Source organism: Cyclobacterium plantarum, from assembly GCF_011290685.1.
Taxonomy (GTDB): domain Bacteria; phylum Bacteroidota; class Bacteroidia; order Cytophagales; family Cyclobacteriaceae; genus Cyclobacterium; species Cyclobacterium plantarum.
The window spans coordinates 1-22,694 of record NZ_JAANYN010000008.1; the positions used below are offsets into that span (position 1 = coordinate 1).

Below are 22,694 nucleotides of genomic sequence, written 5' to 3' on the forward strand. Positions count from 1 at the left end.
GGTATTGGAAACAGCCATAGCAACAGAAACAAGCCGTGCGGAAGGAGCAGAGAACCAGTTGTCCGCTGACCTGTCCACTGAAAGCAGTGTTCGGCAGGCGGCGGATACCAATTTGGACCTGGCCATAACCGCCGAAACCGAACGGGCAGAAGTAGCAGAAGCCGGGATTGTAGCCGGTCTGAATACCGAATCCAGCGAAAGACTAGCAGCAGATACTGCACTGGAAACAGCTATTGCAGTAGAAACAAGCCGTGCGGAAGGGGCAGAGAACCAGTTGTCCGCTGACCTGTCCAGTGAAAGCAGCGCCAGACAGGCGGCCGATACCAATTTAGACCTGGCCATAACCGCCGAAACCGAACGGGCAGAAGCAGCAGAAGCGACGATTATTGCTGATCTGATCACCGAAACAGAGGAAAGAAAGACAGCAGACCTCAGCTTAACAACTGCACTGGAAACTGAAACATCCGAAAGAACCGCCAGTGATGCGACTTTAGAAACTGCCATTGCCACTGAAACCGTCCGAGCCCAGGCCGCGGAAGCCGGAAAAGAGAACCTTTCCAATAAGTCCACCGATATTACCACGGACGGGGGATCCGATATCAAATATACCAGCGCCAAAGCGGTAAAGGATTACGTAGATGCTTCTGCCTCCGGTAACCAGACCGCCTTGAATGAAGAAATTGCCCGTGCCCTGGCTGCAGAAGGCGTACTGGAAGCAGCCATAGCCACAGAAACAAGCCGTGCGGAAGGAGCAGAGAACCAGTTGTCCGCTGACCTGTCCACTGAAAGCAGTGCTCGGCAGGCGGCCGATAACAGTTTAGAAACGGCCATTACCGCCGAAACTGACCGGGCTGAAGCAGCGGAGGCGACTCTTATTGCAGATCTAAGCACCGAAACGGCGGCACGCGCATCCGGAGATGCCACTATAGAAACCGCGCTGACCACTGAAACGGCCGATCGAATTGCCAGTGATGCCACTTTGGAAACCGCCATTGCTACGGAAACCGCCCGTGCCCAGTCCGCGGAAGCTGAAAAGGAAGACCTTTCCAATAAGTCCACAGATATCACCACAGACGGGGCATCCGATATCAAATATACCAGCGCCAAAGCGGTAAAGGATTACGTGGATGTGCAACTGAATCCAGTTCTTATTAAGGCAGCAGCCATCATTGGTGGGGGCGGATTAAATGCAGATGGCACCTACAAACCGAATATTGATGGCACCTATATAGCAAGCGCTTCATCGCTTTCTCAAGCGGACGATTTACTGGATATCCATATAAAGGAAAATGCAGATGATATAGAAGTAATCAATACCACTACAACTAACCTAAGAACAGAAATTCAGACCATCAAGGGAGCTTCGGGATTTGACGCAAATGGTAGTTATTTAGCAAGTAGTAGTGCCAACTATATTTCAGGTGTTTCCTCGCTTTCCCAGGCCGACCAGGTATTGGATGCCATCATCAAAGAGAATAAGGACCTTATAAATTCAAAAGCGCCTTTGGCGTCACCTGCGCTGATGGGTACGCCTACTGCTCCTACGGCAGAAGCAGGGACAAATACTTCTCAAATAGCAACAACTGCGTTTGTTACTGCAGCTGCATCGGCTTCAAAATTTATGGATTTGACCTCTAATCAAACTGTTGGAGGGGTAAAACGGTTCGCTTCCGATATCATGATCAATGATATTACGGTAGGTCGTGGAAATCACAACGAAAATTCAAATACGGCAATAGGACTTGCAGCCTTAAATTTAAATGAAGGTTATGCCAATACGGGTATAGGAAGAGGTGCATTAGCGGCTAATTCCAGCGGGAATGGCAATACAAGCATTGGTTATATTCCCCTCTCAAATAATACGTCGGGCTCAGATAATGTCGCTGTGGGCAGTCAGGCCTTGAAGGACAATCAGACAGGTTCGTCAAATACAGGAATTGGGACGAATGCCAATGTCGCAACCGATGGTATTTCTAATTCGATCGTTATTGGTTTTAATGCTATTGTGTCAGCCAGTAACACGATCCAGCTGGGAAACGCTGCTATTACCAATGTTAAAACCAGCGGTACGCTAACAGCTGGCACCGTAACCTATACGAATACTGACGGTAGCAATGGCCAGGTATTGATGACGGACGGTGCCGGAGAGACGTCCTGGACTAATCCTGCCGCTCCGATTAGAGAAGTAGCAGATGAATTCAGTGCAACCACGGCTCAAACAAATTTCACCTTGACACAAACTCCTTCTGTAAACAGTAAAGTCAAAATGTATGTGAATGGTATTCGGATCAGCAACACTGCTTATTCAATTTCGGGATCTACCTTAACCTATACAGCGACAAATAATGGGAATTATGCGTTGACCACAGGAGATAGGGTTCAATTTGACTATTATTATTAATGATGGATCCCATGAAAAAAGTAATCCTGTTTTTCTCAATTTTTAGTCTGGTTTCCGGGGCGGTGGCACAAACCTTCAACCCCGAATTTGGAGATTTCAATCCCCTTATAAAGAATACTTTTGAAGATAGTTTTGAAATCAGTCCTCCATCAAGTGATAGTGAAGGGGAATTTTCCTTTACCAGCAGTAATGCTTTGGTGGCCACTGTTTCCGGCTTTACGGTACAAATCATAAATCCTGGAGAAACCACCATCACCGCCACCCAAGCTGCTGCGGGTGATTTTTTCAGTGGATCCATCAGTACCACCCTGACTGTAGACCATATTCTTGTTACCAATTCCTTTGGGGAAACTGTCGATTCAGGGAACAGCTATGTGGATGCCAATGGTAGAAGAGGGGGATCGTTAGGATTAAGCTTCTATGGAGAGAAAAAGAGGATTCGGTTTAATGACGGGTTAAGCATGGAAACGGCTTCTACCAGCGCCTACCAAATAAAACAGGATTATCCGGAATCGGAAGACGGCTATTATTGGATCGCTCATCCTACGATAAATGGCGGGGAGCCTTTTCGGATTTATGCGGATATGACAACTGATGGCGGAGGCTGGACACTGATCATGTGTAATGTAGGTTATTCAGGATGGACCTTTAGCAATGCGATTCTACGCAACCAAAATTCAGCTTCCTTGTCCGCCAATTATTCCATCATTGCCTGGGCAGATGCCATAAAAAGGAGTGCCGTTGGCTTTCAATACATGCTGGAGGCTTCTTCCAGAAACAGGTGGGGTGGAATTTTCACGGCTAACCAGGAATATACTTTCGTAAAAACGAACAATTCTCAAACCGACATTACCAGAAATATCAGATTTGATAATTATAGGTATAGCCTGGCCGAACACAATTCATTACAACCGCGTATGCCTTGGAGGTCTACACATAATAATGCCTTTATCACAACAGATGATGGTACAGGGAATTGGTGGGGAACATTGGTCACAAGTCATTCAAATTGGAGGACCGCTCCCTGGATGAGTTCAGAGAACCCCACACCAGCGGTAATTTGGTACTGGGTTAGGTAGCGGAATTAAATAGAGCTTATTCACGATATCAATTGAATATAGAAAATGAAAGGATTTTTAGGATTGATTTTGATACTTTTTATCCTTACGGCAAATGCCCAAGAAATGACTTTGAGGGGCAATGCGCTAGTCAGTATTAAGGAAGGAGGTTTGGGCTTGAGCACGCCAGGGATCCAACTGAAAGATCGCAGCCGGTTGATTCACCCAGCCGGGATTCAATTAAGGGAATCTACCTATATCCAGGTGAAAAGCCCGGAGGCAAGGTTGCTAACCGGTGGGTTGGTATCAGGAGAAACCTATGAATTGCCAGTAGGAATTAGCAGCAAGACGATCGTTAAATTGACGGCTCATCAGGAAGGTGCCGCCTTTGCTGTTGGAATGCAATCCCTGCCTTCAGACCAATCTTTACCCTTTACCTGGTCTATTGATCCTGTGGCTACAGATAAAAAATCCGGAACCAACCTTTTTTTTGAATGGGAAGAAGGTATTGAACCAAAGCCCTTTGTGTTGAAAGCTCTGGTAAGCAAATCAGAAGGCGATTGGCAAATGCTTCCTGTTCCAATTTCAGGTACTCGTGTAGGTTACGAAAATTTTAATACCTGGTCAGAAAGCAATCAATTCACCATAAAAACCATCACTACCGACAGTGACTTTGACGAAGTTCCAGATGTTCAGGAATTGAAAGAACTCACCAGCTGGAGCAATGCAGGTAGTTATTCAGATCTTGACGGAGATGGGGTTCCGGACTATATTGAAATGCTTGATCAAACAGACCCCAATAATAAAATGGATTATCTGGATAGTAACAGTGATGGCATTCCCGATTATACCTATAACCGATCCCTTATTTCTATCCTGGACGATCTTCATCGGACAATTGAATGGGGAGATACCGGCTGGATGCATGATTTACAGGACAGTATTCTGGCTATGACGGGAAGTGGTAGACTGGAGCAGATTCCAATCCTTTGGAAGCCTCAAATGGTTGATGTTTATTCACATGGAACTTACAAGGTAAATGGCCAGATTGACTTACCGGATGGGATTTTTAATCCCTATATAATAATTCCCGAGATGTTGGTCGAGGTGCTCCCTAAGGCAGCCCCGGAAGATATTCTATTGACTAATAGCGAATTCACCGTTGTCAGCGGCTCCTCAAATTACGAAGTCGGAGCATTTTCTGTTGTAGACAGTTTTGATGATGTGCATTGGATAAAACTGCTGAATGAGGGCTATGATAACCTTTTATTTGAAATAAAGGGAAATACCCTGGTATGGAAAAGTCAATCAAGCGCAGCAGGTAAGACCACTTTTACGATTATCGTACGGGTTAAAGATAGAGATGGGAATTTTCTGGATAAATTTTTCGAAATCACCAGGCACCGGCCCGATAGTGATGATATTCCCGTAAACAATACGTTTAGCCCAAACGGAGATGGGATCAACGATTCCTGGTGGGTGCCCGAATTAAGGTATTTTTCGGGAGTGAGGATCCAGGTGTTTGAACGAAGCGGAAAAAGAATTTTTTATACCGAAAATCCAGACAAAAAGTGGGATGGAACCTCAAACGGAAAAGTCCTTCCTGTTGGTACCTATTTCTGGACCATCGAAATCGGGGAATTTAATACCATTAGAAAAGGAATACTAAATTTGCTGATGCAGTAAACTTGTATGGATTTCTGTCATTTTTTCATCATTCATGTAATGCAGTGAGCTTCTATTGAAAGAATGCATCCCGATGAAAAGGATGGGATTAGCTTTGATTGGAAGAAAAACAGCTCCGAAAAATAGTACTTTTAGCGCAATCCTGGTTATTTACTAGTCAATTCTCTGTATAATTGACAAAATTTTTGCTTTTTGCTGGGTACAGATGGAAATTGGGCTTCTTCTTATTATAATTTTACTGTCAATAGGAGTATTCAATAGTTTGATGCTCTTTGCCAAAGACTTTTACAATCGATCAAACGATCGGTTTTTGGACAAGTCTTTATTCCTTTACAATATTTTTCTGCTGGTATATTTTTTATGGATAGAGGCAGGGTATATTTTGGACATGCCCTACATGCTACGGATAATGAGCCCTTTGATATATTTGTGTGCTCCCTTGTTTTATGTTTATGTCAGAAATTCCCTGGAAAAAACAAGTGATTGGAGAAGAAGTGATTGGTTGCATTTTCTTCCGGTTGTGATCCATTACCTGGATTTAATCCCCTATTTTCTGGCAACGTCCACATTCAAACTTGAAACGGTGTCGATGGCAGTTGCCGACCCCAATCAAATAGACCGCATAGCAAGTGGATGGATACCCATACGTGTCCATTATTCCGCACGAATTTTACTGCAGACAGGGTATTACTGTTACCTGCTGTATTGGATACACAGCTTGAAACCACGTTTTTTTAAAGATGCCCTCAAGGCTTCCTCAAAAAATGGGCTGGCGATAGCGATGATTTGCATGGGGTGGATAGTGCTTTTTCAGTTTTCCTTTTTGGTGGTGGAGTTCCTGAGTTTTTACCAAATAGCGACTTCGGAAGGTTTTGATTCCCTGCTCCGAAAACTCTCCCTGGTAGGACTGCTTTTATTAAACCTTTACATTAATTTCAAGCCTGACCGGACCTTTCGGTCGGAAGAAAAGGCCAAAATCTCTGTTCGCAGACAGGGAAGAGCACTTCCGATTACAGGAGAAAGCATGTCATTTAAAGCAAGGAGAAGTAATGCCCCGGAAGAAGATACAGTGTCTCCGATAAAAGAGCGTATCATCAGTCTATTGGCGGAGAAAAAGGTATACCTGGCAAGCGGACTGGAACTGGCCGAATTTTCCAAACTTCTTGGAATACCCAAAAACCTGGTGTCTCAGGTAATCAATAAGGATTTTGGTAAAAGGTTTAATGAATTGCTGAACCAATATCGGATAACACATGCCATCCAACTCATCGAATCGGGATACCTGGATAATTTTACGATGGAGGCATTGGCAGCACAATCTGGATTTAATTCCAGAATAACTTTTTTCAACGCTTTCAAAAAGGAAAAAGGAATAAGTCCCAGTGAATACTGGAAAGATTTTCAGGAAAATTTACCATCAGGAGGATAGGAGTATCTGATCCATACCAAAAATAAAAAGGCCTGGCATCAAATGCACAGGCCCCTTTTGATGGTTTATAACTTTAACTTTTCAAAGTAAACTCAGGCAATTTCCTGATTTCGCCGCCTTTCATGGCTGATTCATGCGCCAAAATGCCCACACAGGTGATATTTGCTGATTGGCGGGCATCCGGATAGGGTGCCCTTCCTTCATGTAAAGCTGTAAGAAACTCATGCACCAGGTGGGGATGGGAGCCTCCATGACCCGCTCCCTGAATAAAGGAAAGGTGCTGGTTTTCATCGGAATCATAAACCCCTTGTTGGGTAAAACCAGCTATTTCATCGGGTAAAAGGTGGCCATAGTCTGGTATTTTTACTTTAGCAGGTTCTTCTCCGGTATGCACCACACTGTCTTCATGCTCTATCAGGGTCCATTCAAAGGATTTTTCAGAACCGTAGGCATCAAAACTCTCCCGGTATTGCCTGGCAGTGTTGAAAAGAGATCGGGTAACCTCTGCCGATAAATCAGAGTCTTTTAGCTTGATATGACAGGTTTCTATCGCAAAGGGTGAGCCATATTTTTCTATCAAATTTTCGTCTATCCTTCCGGAGCCAAAACAAGAAACATATTCCGCTTGTCCTTGCGGTAATGCAAGTACCGGACCTACGCAGTGAGTGGCATAGTGCATGGGAGGCAAACCTTCCCAATAGCCCGGCCATCCCGCCATCTCCTGCTGGTGGCTGGCACGGAGAAATTGCAGTTTGCCCATTTCACCCTTTTCATACATCTCTTTGACAAAGAGGAATTCCCTGCTGTAAATGACCGTTTCCATCATCATGTAGGTAAGTCCGGACTTTTCGGTTTCTTCTACGATCTGCCGGCATTCTTCTACTGTAGTAGCCATAGGTACGGTACAAGCCACGTGTTTCCCTGCCCTCAGCGCTTTCAGGGATTGCTCGGCATGTGCCTGAATGGGAGTATTGATATGTACGGCATCAATATCCGGATCCTTTAATAGTTCATCATAGTCGCTGTACCGCTTTTCTATGCCAAAAGCATCTCCGATTTCGTTTAACTTTTCTTCATTTCTCTGGCAAATGGCATACATATTGGCCAGGGGATGCTTTTGGTAAATGGGGATAAACTCTGCTCCAAAACCCAAGCCGATTATGGCGATGTTTAATTTTTTGTCAGTCATGGTATAATTATTATTTTATGAAACTCATGATTCGCAATTCCCGTTTTGTCACAATTTTTGCATGAAAAAGCAAAAATTTCGCCAAAACTGCATATTATTCTCTTATTAACCAGGGGATTCAACCCGTGGTAATTTGTACCTAACTGGAGGTCGTCAGCAAACGAACAAGCACTATCATTTGGAAAATACAATCAAAATTTAAATCGATCTGTAAGGGCATATACTGCTTCCAGCTGCTTTCAATCAAGGAATGAAACTTAACTTATGCGGTTGGCAGGTTTCAGTCTGCCGCCCAGGATTTAAGAAATTTGTAGCCATCGGCAGCGAAAGCATCCTGGCTTTCTGCCAAAGGCCTCCAGATACAGACGGCTCCGGCCAACTCTTTGATTTCAGGCGTAAAACTTTCTATGGTGACGGTGCCGGAATAATTTGCTTTTTCCAGCCCCCTTTTGTAAGCATCCCATCGTGTTTGTCCTGTTCCCGGAGTGCCCCGGTAATTCTCGGATACCTGCACATGGATCAGCTTGTCTCCTGCCTGTTCGATAGCTTTTTCTATATCAGGTTCTTCTATGTTCATGTGAAAACCATCCAACAACACTTTGGCTGCAGGATGGTTGATGTCGGCAATCAGCCTCATTAGGTCAGCTGTGGTATTGATCAGGTCGGTTTCAAAGCGGTTCAATGCTTCCAGCGCAATTTCCTGCCCGGCCGATTCGGCCATTTGACATACCTTGTAAAGGTTGCTGACCGCCCTGTCCCATTCTATCTTTTTTTGCTCCGGGGATACAAGCCGGGCCTTTCCCACAGCTGAATACATGGGACCCGCCACAAAGGAGGCTCCCAGCTCCGCACTGATGTGCAGGCACTGTTGGATATAATCAAAACTGGTTTTGTGAAAGGAGGGATCTTCGTGAGTGAGGTCTCTTCCGGGACCAAAAGCACCGCAAATAATGGGTTTCAATCCATTGTCTGCAAGAGCCTTCTTAACTATCCCTGTGTCGATCAGCAAGGGGTCCTCCACCGGGATTTCCACGGCATCATAGCCCATTTTTCTGATTTTTGGAAAAAGGGATACCGATTCGGATCCAAAAGGGGAGGTCCATAGCCAGGTAGTAACACCTAATTTTATGTCTAAAGCCATATTCTTGGGTTTTGTTGAAAAAAATTATTCTACAATCATGATGCCGTTCATGATCCTCCAATGTCCGGGAACAGTACAAAGGTAAGGGTATTCTCCTGGTTCTGTGGGAGCAGTAAATACCAGGCTCTCGCTCGTTTCAGGATTGACCAGCGGAGTAGCCGCCAGCACTTCAGGGATTTTGGGTACGAAATTCATTTCCATTCCATTTGGATCCCGGGCCAGTGCATCGGCTGCCTTTCCAATGGTTTCCAGGCTACCAGCCTTTCCGATCAGCAGGTTGTGCTGCATGAAGTCATCGTTGACAAAATCTATGGTTACCTGCTGTCCTGCCTTAACGGTGAAAGTTGGTTTATCGAATTTCATTTCATGCTGAATCACCCCCATCTTGATGGTCACAGCTCCGGCAGTACTGCCAGAAGCTACCTCAGCTGATGCTGTGCTGCTTTCGCCATCGCCACCTGCAGGGACTTTTAAATTCAGGTGTGAAGTACGGCTACTCATTCTTCCCCTGAAATAATACCGGTCGGGATAGCTACCCACCTGATCGGAGCCCATGTTGTCATGGCCGATTCTGACTCTATCCGGGCTAAGTGTTTTGGAAAACAAACCGGGGGCCATCGCCGAACCAACTTGTTTATCATCTATACTGATGGCCATATTACCATTTTCCAGCAAGCTGGCTTTCAGTTCAAACTGCTGTTCCGGTAGTGCACCTCTGGAGGTAGCCTGATAGGTTTTTCCGGCCTGTTTCACCAACCAGTAGATCCTGTTATTTTGAATGTAAAGACTATAGCCGTTTTCTGCGTTGCCCTGAGCGAGAATGACACCCTCAAGTGCCTCATCTGCCTTACTGATGGTCGCTTGAACATGAATTTCCTTTCCGGCTATTTCCGGCGGGTAGGGAATACCTGCCCGCCTGTCGAGACTGTATTGTTCCTCGACAAGACTCTTGGTTACTTTTTCCCCCAAGGTCATCAGGGAATCCGGTTTGTTGACATCCAGAATAGTTCCGGACAACTCATTGAATGATTGTGGATGGCTCAATACTGCGGCAAATATGGCCTGGGGCAGGTAATCATCGGTGGAATTGTTGGCGTCATTGCTGGCTTCCAGGATTAGTTTGGATGCTGCATCCGATGTGGGCATATCTGCAACGGCCAGAAATGCCGCTTTCCTGGTATTCAGATCCGGGTCATTGAGTAAGTTGGCATCCAGAATGGCCTGCAAAACCTGCTGGTCTCTGGGCAATACCATCAGGGCATTTTTTCGCACTCCTGCAGCAGGATGGTTTAATGCCCGGGTGACGACCTCCAATGCAGCTTCATTGCTACCATCCAGTGCCCCGGTTCCGTGCAAGGCCCACAAAGCATGCACAGCAGGACTGTTTAGCCCGATTTCATCCACAGATGTATTGTCCACCAATTTTAATAATTCATTGGTAATGCTGGTGTTCTGGTTTTCAACAATCAGTTTTTGGGCAGTCATGCGCCAAAACATGTTGTCACTTTTCAATCCGCTTATCAGGTCAGCGTTACCGGAGGGATCAATGTCCATGGTCTGGTAATTATCCGATCCTTTATAAACCATTCTGTAGATCCTGCCATGCTCCCTGTCCCGCATGGGATTGATGTAGGCATTTCCCTCCCCATTTTCAAAACCTTTAGGGGTGGGGTTATGCTGTATGATAAAATTGTACCAATCGGCAATCCATAAGGCCCCGTCAGGACCTACTTCCGCATGTACGGGAGAAAACCATTCGTCTGAACTGGCCAGGATATTGAAGCCATTTTTCTCTACGAACCCAGAGCCATCCTTTTCGATGATGGCATTGTGCAATACCCTGCCGGTGGGTTCTGCTACAAAGGCTACCCTGTTCCAGTAAGATTTGGGAAAATTTCTTGCGGTATAAAAGTGATGTCCCGCGGCCGCGGTGTAGCCGCCATGCCAGTCAACCTGCCTCAAAAAAGGCGTCAGGTGAGGCATGTCATAATGGGAATCAATACCGTGCACGGCATTGACGGATCCTCCATGAACAGGCCTCCTGACGTATTTTCCAGGCATGGCCAGGTAAGCACTGTGCTGACCGTTGGCTGTAGAAATGAATACATTGTTTTCCTCAGTAAAACCCAGGCCCCAGGTATTGTTGCTGGTATTGCCCAGAAATTCAAAATCTGTCCCATCCGGATCGAAACGGTAAACGCCCTGACTGAAGGAAAAGGGTTTGTCGTCTATTTCGCCCCGGAAACCGGAATAGCCCAATACCCCCCAGATTTTGTTGTCAAAGCCATAACGCAGGTTGGAGGGTCCGGCATGGGTGTCGCTTTTGCCCCATCCGGTAATGATGGTCTCCCGCTGGTCTGCCTTGTCATCGCCATCAGTATCTTTCAAAAACACAAAATCAGGTGCCATGGATATCAATATGCCTCCATTGACATACACCATACTGGTAGGGATATTCAGGCCTTCTGCAAATACCGTGATTTTATCTGCTTTACCATCGCCGTCGGTATCCTCCAGGATTTTAATTTTATCATCACCACCTTCCTGTCTGACCTCATTGGGGTAATCGGTGGTTTCTATCACATACAAACGTCCCTTGTCATCCCAACACATGGCCATGGGATTGATGATATCCGGCTCGGAAGCAAACAACTGCAATTCAAAGCCCACTGGCACCTGCACCAGCTTCATGGATTCTTCCGGGGAGAGGGGGAGTTGATATCTTGGCGCAGGATCCCGGTTTTCGTAATTGGGGATTACTGCATCTTCAAACACCGTTTGGGGAATATCATAATCGGCCACTTGCTGGGCAACTTCCTTCCCAACGGCCCACAAAACGCCATTGGCAACCAATTCCAGGAATTCAGGCTGATTCCAGGTTCGCTCATCATGTCCGTAGGCGGTGTAGAATACCCTGCCTTTTCCCTGCTCCCTGACCCAGGTGTAAGGTTCTCTGTGATCTCCTTCTACGCGTTCCATAAGAACGGTCATGTCCTCGTTAAGTTCGCTGTGTACATAGGTTTCATCCCAGGTTTCAAATTCGGAAATGCCTTCCATCACAGGGTGAGAGGAATCGGTAATGCTGGCCGTGAAATCTCCGGTACCGTGGGAGGAGAATTGCCCTCCGACCGTTTCCACAAACCAATCGGAATTTCGAAAACAAAAGGAAGCACTGTGTAGGGGAATCAAAGCTTTGCCCCCTTCCACATATTCCTTTAAGGCCTTTTCTTGTTCGGCTGTAATTTCGTCATGGTTGGCATAGATCATCAGGCCATCGTAGAGCCTGAGTTTTTCGGCATTCAGGTCATCAGGATCGGCCGTATAGGTGAGGTTGATACCTTGCTGAAAAAGGTGTCTGGCCAGGCCAGGCATTAGTTTTTCGGAATTGTGGTGAGTACTCTCATGGCCGAGGAACAGGATTTCTGCCCTTCGGGGTCCATCCGAGAGTTCGATTTTGGAAGAGTTGCCACCACATCCCATCATCAGGAGCATGGCTACAGTGATTAACCCGATATACTTCATTGTAATTATTGTTTGGGTACTTATTGTCTTATTGTTTCAATCTACTAATTTGAGTGATTTATAAGTGTATTTCTTACTGTTTTTTATCTAATTGTGACTGTATTTTGTCATTTTTACGTATATTTAGCTCTATTTATTGCATAAAGTAACTAGCTGTTGAAAAAAGCATTCCAAAAATCCCGAATTCCTGAGCAGAATGCCTTCGTGATAAAGGAATTAATCGCGCCTAATTTTGATAAAAACTGGCATTTCCACCCGGAATACCAGCTGTTTTTGGTTTTGAAAGGCAGAGGTACCCGTTTTGTAGGCGATGACATGCGTAGCTTTAAAGAACATGACCTGGTCTTCACAGGGCCTAATTTACCCCACCTGTGGCGGAATGACCAGGAATACTTTGACAAAGACAGCCAATTGATGACCCATGGGATTGTGGTGTATTTTCCTGAAAACTTCATCGGGCAGGATTTGCTGCAAAAGGAAGAATTTGAGGAACTGCAGGGATTGTTGGGAAAAGCTGCCCTTGGGCTGGAAATTCATGGAGGGACCAATGAAAGCATCAGGCCTTTACTGATCAGGCTTTTGGAGCAAAAAGGTTTGGATAAAATCATTGGTTTATTGAAAATTTTACTGCTGATGGCCCGCTCCAATGAGGTGAATCCCATCGTAAGGGCAGGGTATATCAATGCCAACAAGGAATCCGAAAAGGACCGGATGAGTAAGGTATATGCCTTTGTGATGGATCATTTTCAGCAGCCCATCAAGCTGGAGGAAGTGGCAGGACTGATCAACATGAGCAGCAGTTCCTTTTCCAGGTATTTTCGGTCCAGGATGAATAAATCCTACTCTGATTTTTTATCTGAGGTGAGGATCAGCCATGCCTGCAAGCTGTTGCACAAGGAAAACCTGAATATCAGTGAGGTCAGCTATGAAAGTGGCTTCAATACCCTGTCGAATTTCAACCGGCAATTCAAAGAGAAAATGAACATGACACCGCTGGCGTACAAAAAGGATTTTATCCATCGTTTTGATTAAATCTTTAGGTTCCGAATTATCCTCCCCAAGGTATTTTTTAGGTTTTTTTATTTAAGCATTGAAAAAGCTTTAAATTTAAGTTCAGCTATACCAAAACCAGATAACCATGATGCTGATTTCAACTGTTTTGTACGCATTTATTTTCCTGCAGGTCGGTGCCATCTACCCTGATTTCGGAACCCTGCTGCACCCTAAAGCACTAAAATCATTGGATTCCAGGGAAGTACCTGTATCCATCCGGAAAGAATTGCAGGCAGCCCTTGCGGACATTGGGGAGGACGAACCTGATCCGCTCCTTGAAATACATTATGAAGGATTACTGGACAATAACCCTTCCCGCATTGAAACAGTCCGCCATTTGGAAGACATGGATAAGCTGGCCCTTTTTTATTGGCACCATGCCTTTTTTGGAGATGCCCATAGCCTGAAAAAGATGATGGATTTTAGCCTTGCCTGGGCAGATAAGTTCCAACCTACCGGCAACCCGATTAATGAGAATAAATTGCTTCCGATCGTTTATGCCTATCCCTTTGTGAAACCGCATATGGAAAGCCGGCAGCAAAACATGATGGAAACCTGGTTGAGAGAAATGGCAAGGGCTGAAATCGGGAATGACCGGGTTCCTTTAAATAACTGGGAAACCAAGCGCATTAATCTGGTGGGGAGCATAGGTTTGTTGCTGGAAGATGACAAGCTTGTTTCCTGGGCGGAGGAAAAAGCGGCTTACTATGTGGAAAAAGCCCTTTTTGCCGACGGGAGCAGTGCAGATATACGGCAGAGGGATGCCTTAAGCTACCATGTGAGCGGGTTAAAACCCCTTCTCCAATTTTTAATTACTTTAGAGCATGAAGCAGGTCGTGGAAAGGACTTTTTCTACCGGGAATCAGCTGATGGGGCCTCTGTGGCCCGTTCTATGGATTATGTGCTGCCTTATGCCAAAGGGGAGAAAATTTACCGGCAATGGCAAAATTCAAAAGTTAAGCTGGATCAGGAAAGGGCTGCGGCAGGATTGGAAAAATACCAACCGGGGGTCGCTTATAAGCCTGAAAAAGCCTACGAAACCATGGCCCTGGCAGCATATTTTGATGATAAATACCGCATTGATCAGTGTGATTTGCCATTGTGTCAAATAGCTGCGTTATTGGATTAGGCGATAATTGTTCTGGTACCGGTTACTGGCCAGTCTTTTTTTAGCTGGCTATTTGTAATTTTATCTTTTTGCCGGACTCAACGGTGGTAGTTAAGGGTTAATCAATTGTAACATCATTTACCTTATCCAATGATGCAAATCCCAGCACTGAAAGTGCGCAACACCAAAGCACAGGGTGAAGCCCTGTGTCAAAATCCATGATGTAAATCCCAGCCCTGACGGGGCGAGATATGTTTTTCCTTCCCGAAGAGATGAAAAATATCCCTGGCAGGCAACATCCGTTTCTGTCGGATCAATAGGGGGTACAGATCAAAGTAGCAGCAGGGAAAGGTACAATTCCCCTGCCATTCCGCTGAGCAATACTGCCAGGTAAAGGCCCCCGAGTATCCAGAATTTGATCAGGGTTTTGAACCAGTGCTGCCGGTATATTTTTAGAAGGGCGAGGTAAGCGTAGCTTGTAACCAATACAAATGCCCCGACAATAAACCAGCCGCTTTGGATTCCCCCAAAAAACATCAAAAGAATCACTATGCCGTAAATGGCATAGGCAAAGGCATGCAGGTGAAAGCCAAGAATCAGGTTTTCCATGTAAAAGACTGACCGATTGGCATATAAGAGATGGATAAAAAAGGCAAAAAACGGGAGTAAAAGGAGCATCATCAGGGGCAGGTTTTTGGCTACCTGAATCAGGAATAAATTGGAATGGGCCACCAGGTCCCGCTTTTTTTGCAGGGAAAGTCCAACGTCAAAAGTATAGGCGCTGCTGTCCAGTGCATGCCCAAATTTTTCCGTACTCACTGCCGGATCAATGGATAGAAAACGGAGTGCTTTCCAGGAATAATTTTGCCTGTAGGTACTGCTGTCTTCGGGAGATTCATTTGAAAAATGTTCCGACTGGATTTCAACCGCTTTTCTCAGGGCTTCTTCGATACGGGCGCTATCTGCCGGCCCGGGTTCTCCGCTTTGCTGTTTGATTATTTCCTGGTAGGTGGGCATATTGGTTGGCTGTCCTGCATTCAGGATCCTGTCAAAAAAGTCTTTTGGGATCAGAAAGCCAATCATGAAGAAATAGAACAAAGAAAACACCAGATAAAGCCTGATGGGGTGGGTATATTTTTTGCGATGCCCCTCATTGAAGGATTTCGTCAGTTTACCCGGTTGGAAAAAAAAGGCAGCCAGGGTTTGCAAAAACCTGCCGTCAAAGCTGAAAAGGCTGGTGAGCAATTCTTCGATGAAAATGCCTACTGGAACTTTTTCATCCTTGTTTTCCTGCCCACAATTGGGGCAGTAATTTTCCCTTTCAGGCAAAGGTTTGCCACAATTCAGACAATGATCGAGTTTTCGCTGTTGCTTCACCGGCATTTGTAAATAAACAATGGTATTGACGGCAAAAATACTTCGAATCAAATGATAATTGCTACCTGCCTTTGATTTTTATTTGGGTCTTTGATGGCTTTGAGCTTAAAGATAAAGGTTTGATTGCTATTTCTCAGGTTTGGTCACTGGGTTTTGGTCAGGGGTCTGGTAAGCCTGCCAAAAAGTGCCAGCCGCTGTCCGGAGATATTCCCCGGACCGCATTGCTTCAGGGAAGAAAGCAGGGCAGGGTGCCGGTAGTAATCATAGGCAAAATACATTGCATTGATCCGGTTGGAAGTGAAGCAGTGTGATTTTATCGGGTTATCGACCACAAACAAATACGCCTGCAGGAGCGATCCGGATCCATCTTTGGCGATATGGTCGTATAGCCTGGTATCGCCTTGTCTCCGTAGAAATTCCGCATGGGCTGTAAGGTGCTCTATAAAAGTCATGGTATAGTGCGTACCGCTACCGTCCGAGGGCAGGTGATCTCCGTCTATGGGATCATCACCACGCCTGATTTCCTCCGGAATGGCACCGTTGGGTAAAATCCCCCATTGGTCTACCTTTCCATCCATTTTCCATTCATCGCTGGTCAGCAAACGGCCGATCTGGTACCGGTTGTGGGAGGCAAAAGCGTCCTCCGGGCTGAGTATTTGGACCTTGGGGCTGATTTCTTTCAGCTGCCAGTCTGGGTGATCTCTCAGGTACCAGGCGATAAGGGCTGAGGAAAAGGAACCAGCCACCCCCCAATTGTTTTTCCGCCAGCGGCTTGCCCAGGCTACTTTGGGATACATGATGTCCCGCAACCAAATCTGGTATTGTAGCTTGTCTTTTTGCGACCATCCCGGCCAGGATTCCAGCAGGTCTGCGGCATAAATGTAAGGAGTACCTCCACGGGCTAAATTCAATATCCCCTGTGCACCCCAGTGAAAGCTGTCTTCGGCATCATTCCGGTAGCCATATGTATCCGTGAGGTCCAGAATCAGCTCTCTGGATTTTTCCGCATATTTTTCTTCCCCCGTAAGGTGCCAGGCCAGAGCGGTGCCGTAGACCAGTTTGCCTCCGGTGGAACTTATTTGTATGGGATCACTGGAACTCCTGCCGTGGACAATCACCTCTCCGGACAGTTCCTGCCACTGGGAAGCAGCATGCATCAGGCTGTCGGTAAAGTAGAGGAATTCCCCCAGGTTCTGATGGTAAGGAACTATTCCTTCCCTGGCTTTGCCTTTGATTTCGGCCAGTTCTGCAGGAGATACCAGCACACCAATGGTTCCCTTGTTTTGCGCCAAGCCACTTTGAGAAAAGCTGGCAATCAACAGTAAAATGGTAATTTGGGTAAACCAAAGGCATTTGATAGGCCTGTGATGCGTGAAGTCCATTGGTTTCATTTTTTTAAGGATTAGGCTATACCTTTATAAAGGTGTTTTTCTTGTACATGTACCAGAGCAGGATATACAGGATCACGAAACCGCCTATACTGGTCCATACCGGATACCAGGCTTCACTGTATTGCTCCAGACCAAAAAGCAGGTCTTCTGCTATACCGGGAAAATCAATCACATGGGAAAGTACATAGGCTGTGATGGCGTTCATGCCGATTACTTTCAGCGGAAAAATCCAGCCTGTTTTTCCCTTCACATCGATAATCCAGTAAAAAGCGGCCAGCAAAAGGTAGCAAACACCAGAGGAGGCCAGCACAAAGGAGCTGGTCCATATTTTTTTGACAATGGGGTGCCAGATGCCCCAGATCAATCCCAAACTCAGGGCTATCAAACCAGCTATTACCAGGTAACTGGCTACTTTTTTGCGGGGCATGTCTGACTTGATCCATTCTCCGGCAAACAATCCGGACAGGGTGGTAGCCGTAAATCCCAATCCAGACAATAGCCAGGTGTATTGCAAACCATCGTCAAAGGGACCAAATACCAGTCGGTCCACATACAAGGCAAAATTCTGGTCCGGCAAAAGGGTGCTTCTTCCTACTCCGGGGACATTAGGAAGGGTAAGCAGCAAGGCATAGGCAACCAGGCAAAAAGCAAACAACAAGTACCTGCCGTTTTTGCTCAGGTGGATAAAGGCCAGGCAGGAAAAAACATAGCCGACAGCAATGGCTTGCAGGGTATTGCTAAAGACCTTAAACTGTGCCGCATCCAATGCCAAAAGGTTTCCCTGTACGATCCAGCCCAGGATAAATAATATAACAAATCGCCGGAACAGTTTACGGTAAAGTTGCCCTTTGGTGTTTTGTTCCTGCATGCGCTGCGACAGGGAAAAAGGTATCACTGCCCCCACCACAAACAGGAAAAGTGGCATGATGATGTCATAAAAAGTGGATCCAAACCAGTCCGGATGATCGAATTGATTGGCCAGAAATTGGGTCAGCGGAGTATCGGCGCCCCGGTGAAGGGACATGAAAAAACGATCTGCAAAGATGATCATTAACATATCAAATCCCCTCAAAACATCTATGGAAAGGATTCGGTTGGGTGAAGGTGAAGCTGCGATCATAGGTTATAATGCGTATTTGCCTGCTTTTGCGAAAATAATTATTGTGATGGATTCATGCTAATGAATGAGCCGGTCAAAACTGCATGCTTTCCAATATTTTATTCGGGTAAAAATAGGAGAAATTGTTTACATACACCTTTCCTTCTATTTATTTTTTAGAAAAGCATTTGAATGGCAGGGGATGAAAGGTTTTAAACGATAGGGAAAGGATTTAAACCCGATTTGCTATTAACCATGAGTGACGGTAGGTGTCGTCACTGCGAGACCTAACTATTTAAAAAACGCAGAAATCCGGATGACGATAAGTTTTTTTGCAAAATATGGGAATATAGATTTAGTCGTTTTATCAGGATTATGCCTTCAAATCAGCTATTTTCCTTTAATTCTCTGTTCTTTTGCCTTGATGCAAAAGAACCAAAAAATCAAGACAAAAAAATCCTTCCCCCCACAAGCCTCCTGCGCACCCCGGTTTTTTGTCGGGCCAACCCACTTTGCGAATGCAAATGTCAATCTTCATTTAATTATTGGCCTATACTTTTTAAGGAACGGTTTTATTCACGTCATCGGTTGACTTAACATCTTTTAAATCTCAGAAATCAGAATGAGGATGTTTATTTTCAATATGTTGATTTATAGATATTTAATAAATACGTCATCGGTAGGGTGCAGACCTGGATTCGGTCGAATAGCCCATTGCACCCGCGGCAGCCTGAGGGGGAACGTAAGCGACCTTTCGATCCTATTCCCGGTTCCCGATGGAAATACGACTCCGCTCCGGTTCAGATCGCTCCCTTCGACAGGCTCAGGGGCCAACTGTGCTCGCGATGACGATGTGCTTTTAAACAGATTGATTTACTGGTTTTTAAAGTGCAAATCCGTAAACTCCTCGTACCCGAATTCCCTCCGCCGCGGCGGAGGGACAAAGCCTGCCCTGATTTTTCAGGGGGGGATTTTTTTTTCGAAAACTTCAGATCAACAGCTTTACCGGGCTATGTATTTGCCTTCCCTGAAGGCAGCCACTATCCTTCTGTCGGCTGTTCGGCAGGTATTCGGATAATCCTGAAAATAGAGGCAGTCCGGAACCCCATCTCTGAAGGAAATTTTAACGGAATATTGTTGCCTGCCAAACAGCCCTTCAAACTGGTAGCTGGCAGACATGTTACTGGGTCGGTTTTGGGAATCCCTGGCCGTGACGCTGACGCCCGCGACACTGTTGCGGATAAACTTGTTCATGGCCCAGCTTTTTGAGTTTTCAAAGATTAGGTCTTCGATCAGGATCTTGAAGTTTTGGGGCAGGTTATAGTCCACTTCATTGCCTGCCACCTCACCGGTTATTGTTAAAGCGGCCTGGTTATTGGCAAAACGGATCAGGTTTTCCTCAAATCTCTTCATGGCCTTATTGCCACAGCCATTTAACCTGACGAGTTCTGCCAGATCTGCTTTCATGGATAGGGCATCTCCTACCATACTTGTCATGGCCTGTATGCCATCCCCACTGGCCATCTGCGTCAGCATTTTGCCCAGATGCTTGAAGGTATCCCTGTCCAAAATGCTTTGTACCAGAGAATAGGCCTGGTATACATTGGGATCGGCATACAAACCCGTAGGTACTTTCACCCAATCTACACAATAGCGACTGACTTCCACCCCAAATCCATTGGTAGTGACAGATTCTGTTTTGCACTGGTCTTCATAGATCTGTACACGGTTGTCAGGCAGGTTGGAGGAGCAGGTGCGCGCATAATGATACATGTATTCCGAAATCAATGTGCCAAAATTCATGTCGTCCCTGTTGAAGGGAATATCTACAAAATTGCCCTTAAAAATATTTAAAAACAGGGCACTATGTTGCAAGCCATTGGTGTTGAAATCAAAACCGAGTTGTTTCAGGGCTTCGGCCTCTGCCAGTAGCCGGTCTCTTTCGGCTTGTTCCTGCTGCCGTTTGATGGCTTCTTTCCTGGCTATTTCACGGCGGATGTTTTCCTGCCGGATTTCTTCCTGCCGGTCTGCCATAATTTGATACAAACCACTTACCTCCAAATTGTCCGAATATTGGATATGAGAAAGGTAAAATGACTCCAGTTGGGTAAGGTCAGCGGCAGTCTCTGCAGATTGAATCTTGCTCAACAATTCGTTTTTTTCCTTTGTGACCAAAGCCACCTTAGCCGCAATGATTTCCTGATTCGCCTTTCTTACCTGATCAGCATTGAATACCCGCTGGTACTTGTTGTTAAAGGATTCAAAAAAGGCATTCAGTTCTCTTATCTGCATGGAAGGCAAAGGCTTCATATCTGCCGTTACGCAGGCATCCAGGATTTGACCTGTTTTATTCTTTATTGTCTCATCGACTTTCTTTTTGTCAGACTCATGGAGATAGGAATAATACCTGCCATTATCAGCTACAAAGGAAAGCAGGGGATTGAGTGAAGCATAAACATTATCAAGTATACTGACTTTCGCTAAGGCAAAGCCAATTTGATCACTGGCTATTTTCTGAGTATGTTGGCTGACCAGCCTTGTGAGCGAAGTGATTTCAGCAGGCATCAGCAAATGGGCATACCGGGACTTCAGGGATCGATCCCAATCCACCAGGAAATCAAAGTCAGGAGATGCTTTTTCCTCTTTTAGTTTCTTTTCCAGGGCAGCAGTTTCTTTTCGGATATTTCTCAGTTCGCCTGCCTTTGCCTTGACCACTTCATAGCTGAAGTCCCGCATATTATTGGCACTGATATTTCTGTTTTTCCCCAATGCATTTTCAGCAGGGGCAGAGAATTCAAATAAGTTTCCGGGAATGGTACTGCTGCAGCCGCCAAAATATCCCGCTTTGACAATGTATTCCAGCTTTTTCTTCGATACCTCCGCTATGCTTTTTTTGAATACAGGTACAAAATATTTGTCCGAGTACAAATTGTAAATGATGCGCTTCATCTCTGCTGCACTGGCCTGGTTCATGTCTACTCCCGGGTAATCCAGGCTGACCTGCTCTACCCACTTTACGATTTTCTTTGGACACTGTGCGGCCAATGGCAAGGCATTAAATGCTACAATCAAAAGTACAAGGAAGGAGGCTTTCATTGGATATTGGATTAAAAGAATGGAAAATGGCAGGTATACTTTGAATAAAAATAAAATAGTTTTCCGTTAATATATAGAAAAATGTAGTTTTTTTTGATAAATCACCTTATACAGGAATAACAGACACCTTTTAGAATTTAAATCCACCCCCAGTTTCACCAAATCAGTGCTGAAAGGGTCATTTCAAAAAAGGTTCCTAAAGACCGCGCACCATTCAGGCTCATGGTTTTAAATCCATACCAGCCAGGCTTTTCACTGCATTGAAAATGTTTGTATTGTCATATGGATAATCAATTCCGGGTTCCGTTATTTTTATCCCCGGGTAATTGGCCTGAACAAATGCTTTGATCCGGGTCCGCTGCCGGTTGGTGTATCGACCGCCAATAAGCAGCAGGTCCACCTGTTTTAATGTCGTTAGCAAGGCCATTCCTTCTTCTTCCGAAAGGGCTCCGTAAATAGTAAGTCCCGGAATTTGCATTAGGGAACGGATTACTTCATCCCGGCGGTAGGCACTTCCCCCAAACAGAACCAGGGTTTTAGCCGGGCTTGCATTTGATTCATGTTTTTCTAAAAGTTTCATTTGAATTTGTTGTTAGTTGTAGAAGGGCAAAGCAAGAGCTTTGCCCCAAAGTGATTCTATTAAGCCTGCTGTTGCCATTGCTCCATCAGCTTGAAGAAGCCGGAATCAATATCGAGCTTTCTCCATTTGAACTTCCAGCCTTTGTCGGTTTTCACCACTTTGCTGTTGTTGTACCTCCCGGTGGCAATGACCATAGGGATGGCGGCAACTTCCAGTACAATCATGTCATGGGTTACGCTCACTTCCGTTTCGCTGAGGGGTTGTATGATGATGTTGGTAGCCTGGTGGCGTTTGCCATTGGCATCGCCTCCTTCACCCACATGGTGCGCTTCAAAGTCCCGGAGTTCCTCCCAGGTTTTTAAGTGGCCAAATGCCCCACTGTCATAGCCTTCAAATTCCTCGGGGCCAACCCAACAGTTCATAAAGCCAGCTACATCCTTGTTGTCAGTAGCTATGGTGTAGGTTGCAATCAGGTTTTGGATTTCAAGTAAATCCGCTGTGTTCATGTTCATAGTAATTGAATGTTTAAAGTGGAAACTGGTTTTTATTCGGTATTCTGATCCT

General features: G+C 45.5%; 14 protein-coding genes and 1 pseudogene. 6 read left to right on the forward strand and 9 right to left on the reverse strand.

Annotation, left to right across the window (positions count from 1 at the left end; genetic code table 11):
* From G9Q97_RS17480 to G9Q97_RS17495, 4 genes and pseudogenes are all read left to right on the forward strand, one after another.
* Positions 1-2,401, forward strand: a pseudogene (locus tag G9Q97_RS17480) (hypothetical protein); the annotation flags it as partial.
* A gap of 11 nt (positions 2,402-2,412) precedes the next feature.
* Positions 2,413-3,480 (forward strand): fibrinogen-like YCDxxxxGGGW domain-containing protein, encoded by a 1,068-nt coding sequence (locus G9Q97_RS17485; RefSeq protein ID WP_166149161.1) that lies wholly within the window; start codon positions 2,413-2,415, stop codon positions 3,478-3,480.
* A 45-nt stretch (positions 3,481-3,525) separates the two neighbouring features.
* Positions 3,526-5,145, forward strand: a complete 1,620-nt coding sequence (locus G9Q97_RS17490) for a gliding motility-associated C-terminal domain-containing protein (RefSeq protein ID WP_166149163.1) — start codon at positions 3,526-3,528, stop codon at positions 5,143-5,145.
* A gap of 310 nt (positions 5,146-5,455) precedes the next feature.
* On the forward strand, positions 5,456-6,574 hold the full coding sequence (locus G9Q97_RS17495; protein WP_166149165.1) for a helix-turn-helix domain-containing protein: 1,119 nt from the start codon (positions 5,456-5,458) through the stop codon (positions 6,572-6,574).
* Between the two features lie 73 nt (positions 6,575-6,647).
* Here G9Q97_RS17495 and G9Q97_RS17500 read toward each other — a convergent pair whose 3' ends face one another.
* From G9Q97_RS17500 to G9Q97_RS17510, 3 genes are all read right to left on the reverse strand, one after another.
* Complete coding sequence (locus G9Q97_RS17500) at positions 6,648-7,763, reverse strand: Gfo/Idh/MocA family protein (RefSeq protein ID WP_166149167.1); 1,116 nt, start codon at positions 7,761-7,763, stop codon at positions 6,648-6,650.
* Between the two features lie 280 nt (positions 7,764-8,043).
* The gene (locus G9Q97_RS17505; RefSeq protein ID WP_166149169.1) at positions 8,044-8,904 is read right to left on the reverse strand and encodes a sugar phosphate isomerase/epimerase family protein; all 861 of its coding nucleotides are present in this window, start codon (positions 8,902-8,904) and stop codon (positions 8,044-8,046) included.
* A gap of 24 nt (positions 8,905-8,928) precedes the next feature.
* A complete protein-coding gene (locus G9Q97_RS17510; RefSeq protein ID WP_166149171.1) occupies positions 8,929-12,426 on the reverse strand; it encodes a PVC-type heme-binding CxxCH protein in 3,498 nt (1,165 codons plus the stop codon).
* 156 nt (positions 12,427-12,582) lie between these two features.
* Here G9Q97_RS17510 and G9Q97_RS17515 point away from each other — a divergent pair, with 156 nt between their 5' ends.
* On the forward strand, positions 12,583-13,458 hold the full coding sequence (locus G9Q97_RS17515) for an AraC family transcriptional regulator (protein WP_166149173.1): 876 nt from the start codon (positions 12,583-12,585) through the stop codon (positions 13,456-13,458).
* A 106-nt stretch (positions 13,459-13,564) separates the two neighbouring features.
* Positions 13,565-14,608, forward strand: a complete 1,044-nt coding sequence (locus G9Q97_RS17520) for an alginate lyase family protein (protein ID WP_166149175.1) — start codon at positions 13,565-13,567, stop codon at positions 14,606-14,608.
* 309 nt (positions 14,609-14,917) lie between these two features.
* On the opposite strand, the gene G9Q97_RS17525 is transcribed toward G9Q97_RS17520, so the two are convergent.
* From G9Q97_RS17525 to G9Q97_RS17550, 6 genes are all read right to left on the reverse strand, one after another.
* A complete protein-coding gene (locus G9Q97_RS17525; RefSeq protein ID WP_166149177.1) occupies positions 14,918-16,015 on the reverse strand; it encodes a DUF3667 domain-containing protein in 1,098 nt (365 codons plus the stop codon).
* Positions 16,016-16,107: 92 nt separating this feature from the next.
* Complete coding sequence (locus G9Q97_RS17530; protein WP_166149179.1) at positions 16,108-17,355, reverse strand: alginate lyase family protein; 1,248 nt, start codon at positions 17,353-17,355, stop codon at positions 16,108-16,110.
* A 16-nt stretch (positions 17,356-17,371) separates the two neighbouring features.
* The gene (locus G9Q97_RS17535; protein ID WP_166149181.1) at positions 17,372-18,475 is read right to left on the reverse strand and encodes an acyltransferase family protein; all 1,104 of its coding nucleotides are present in this window, start codon (positions 18,473-18,475) and stop codon (positions 17,372-17,374) included.
* Positions 18,476-19,456: 981 nt separating this feature from the next.
* Entirely contained in the window at positions 19,457-21,550 is a 2,094-nt protein-coding gene (locus G9Q97_RS17540; protein WP_166149183.1) for a hypothetical protein, read from the reverse strand.
* 220 nt (positions 21,551-21,770) lie between these two features.
* On the reverse strand, positions 21,771-22,130 hold the full coding sequence (locus tag G9Q97_RS17545; RefSeq protein WP_166149185.1) for a hypothetical protein: 360 nt from the start codon (positions 22,128-22,130) through the stop codon (positions 21,771-21,773).
* A 59-nt stretch (positions 22,131-22,189) separates the two neighbouring features.
* The gene (locus G9Q97_RS17550; RefSeq protein WP_166149187.1) at positions 22,190-22,642 is read right to left on the reverse strand and encodes a nuclear transport factor 2 family protein; all 453 of its coding nucleotides are present in this window, start codon (positions 22,640-22,642) and stop codon (positions 22,190-22,192) included.
* Positions 22,643-22,694: the final 52 nt, after the last annotated feature.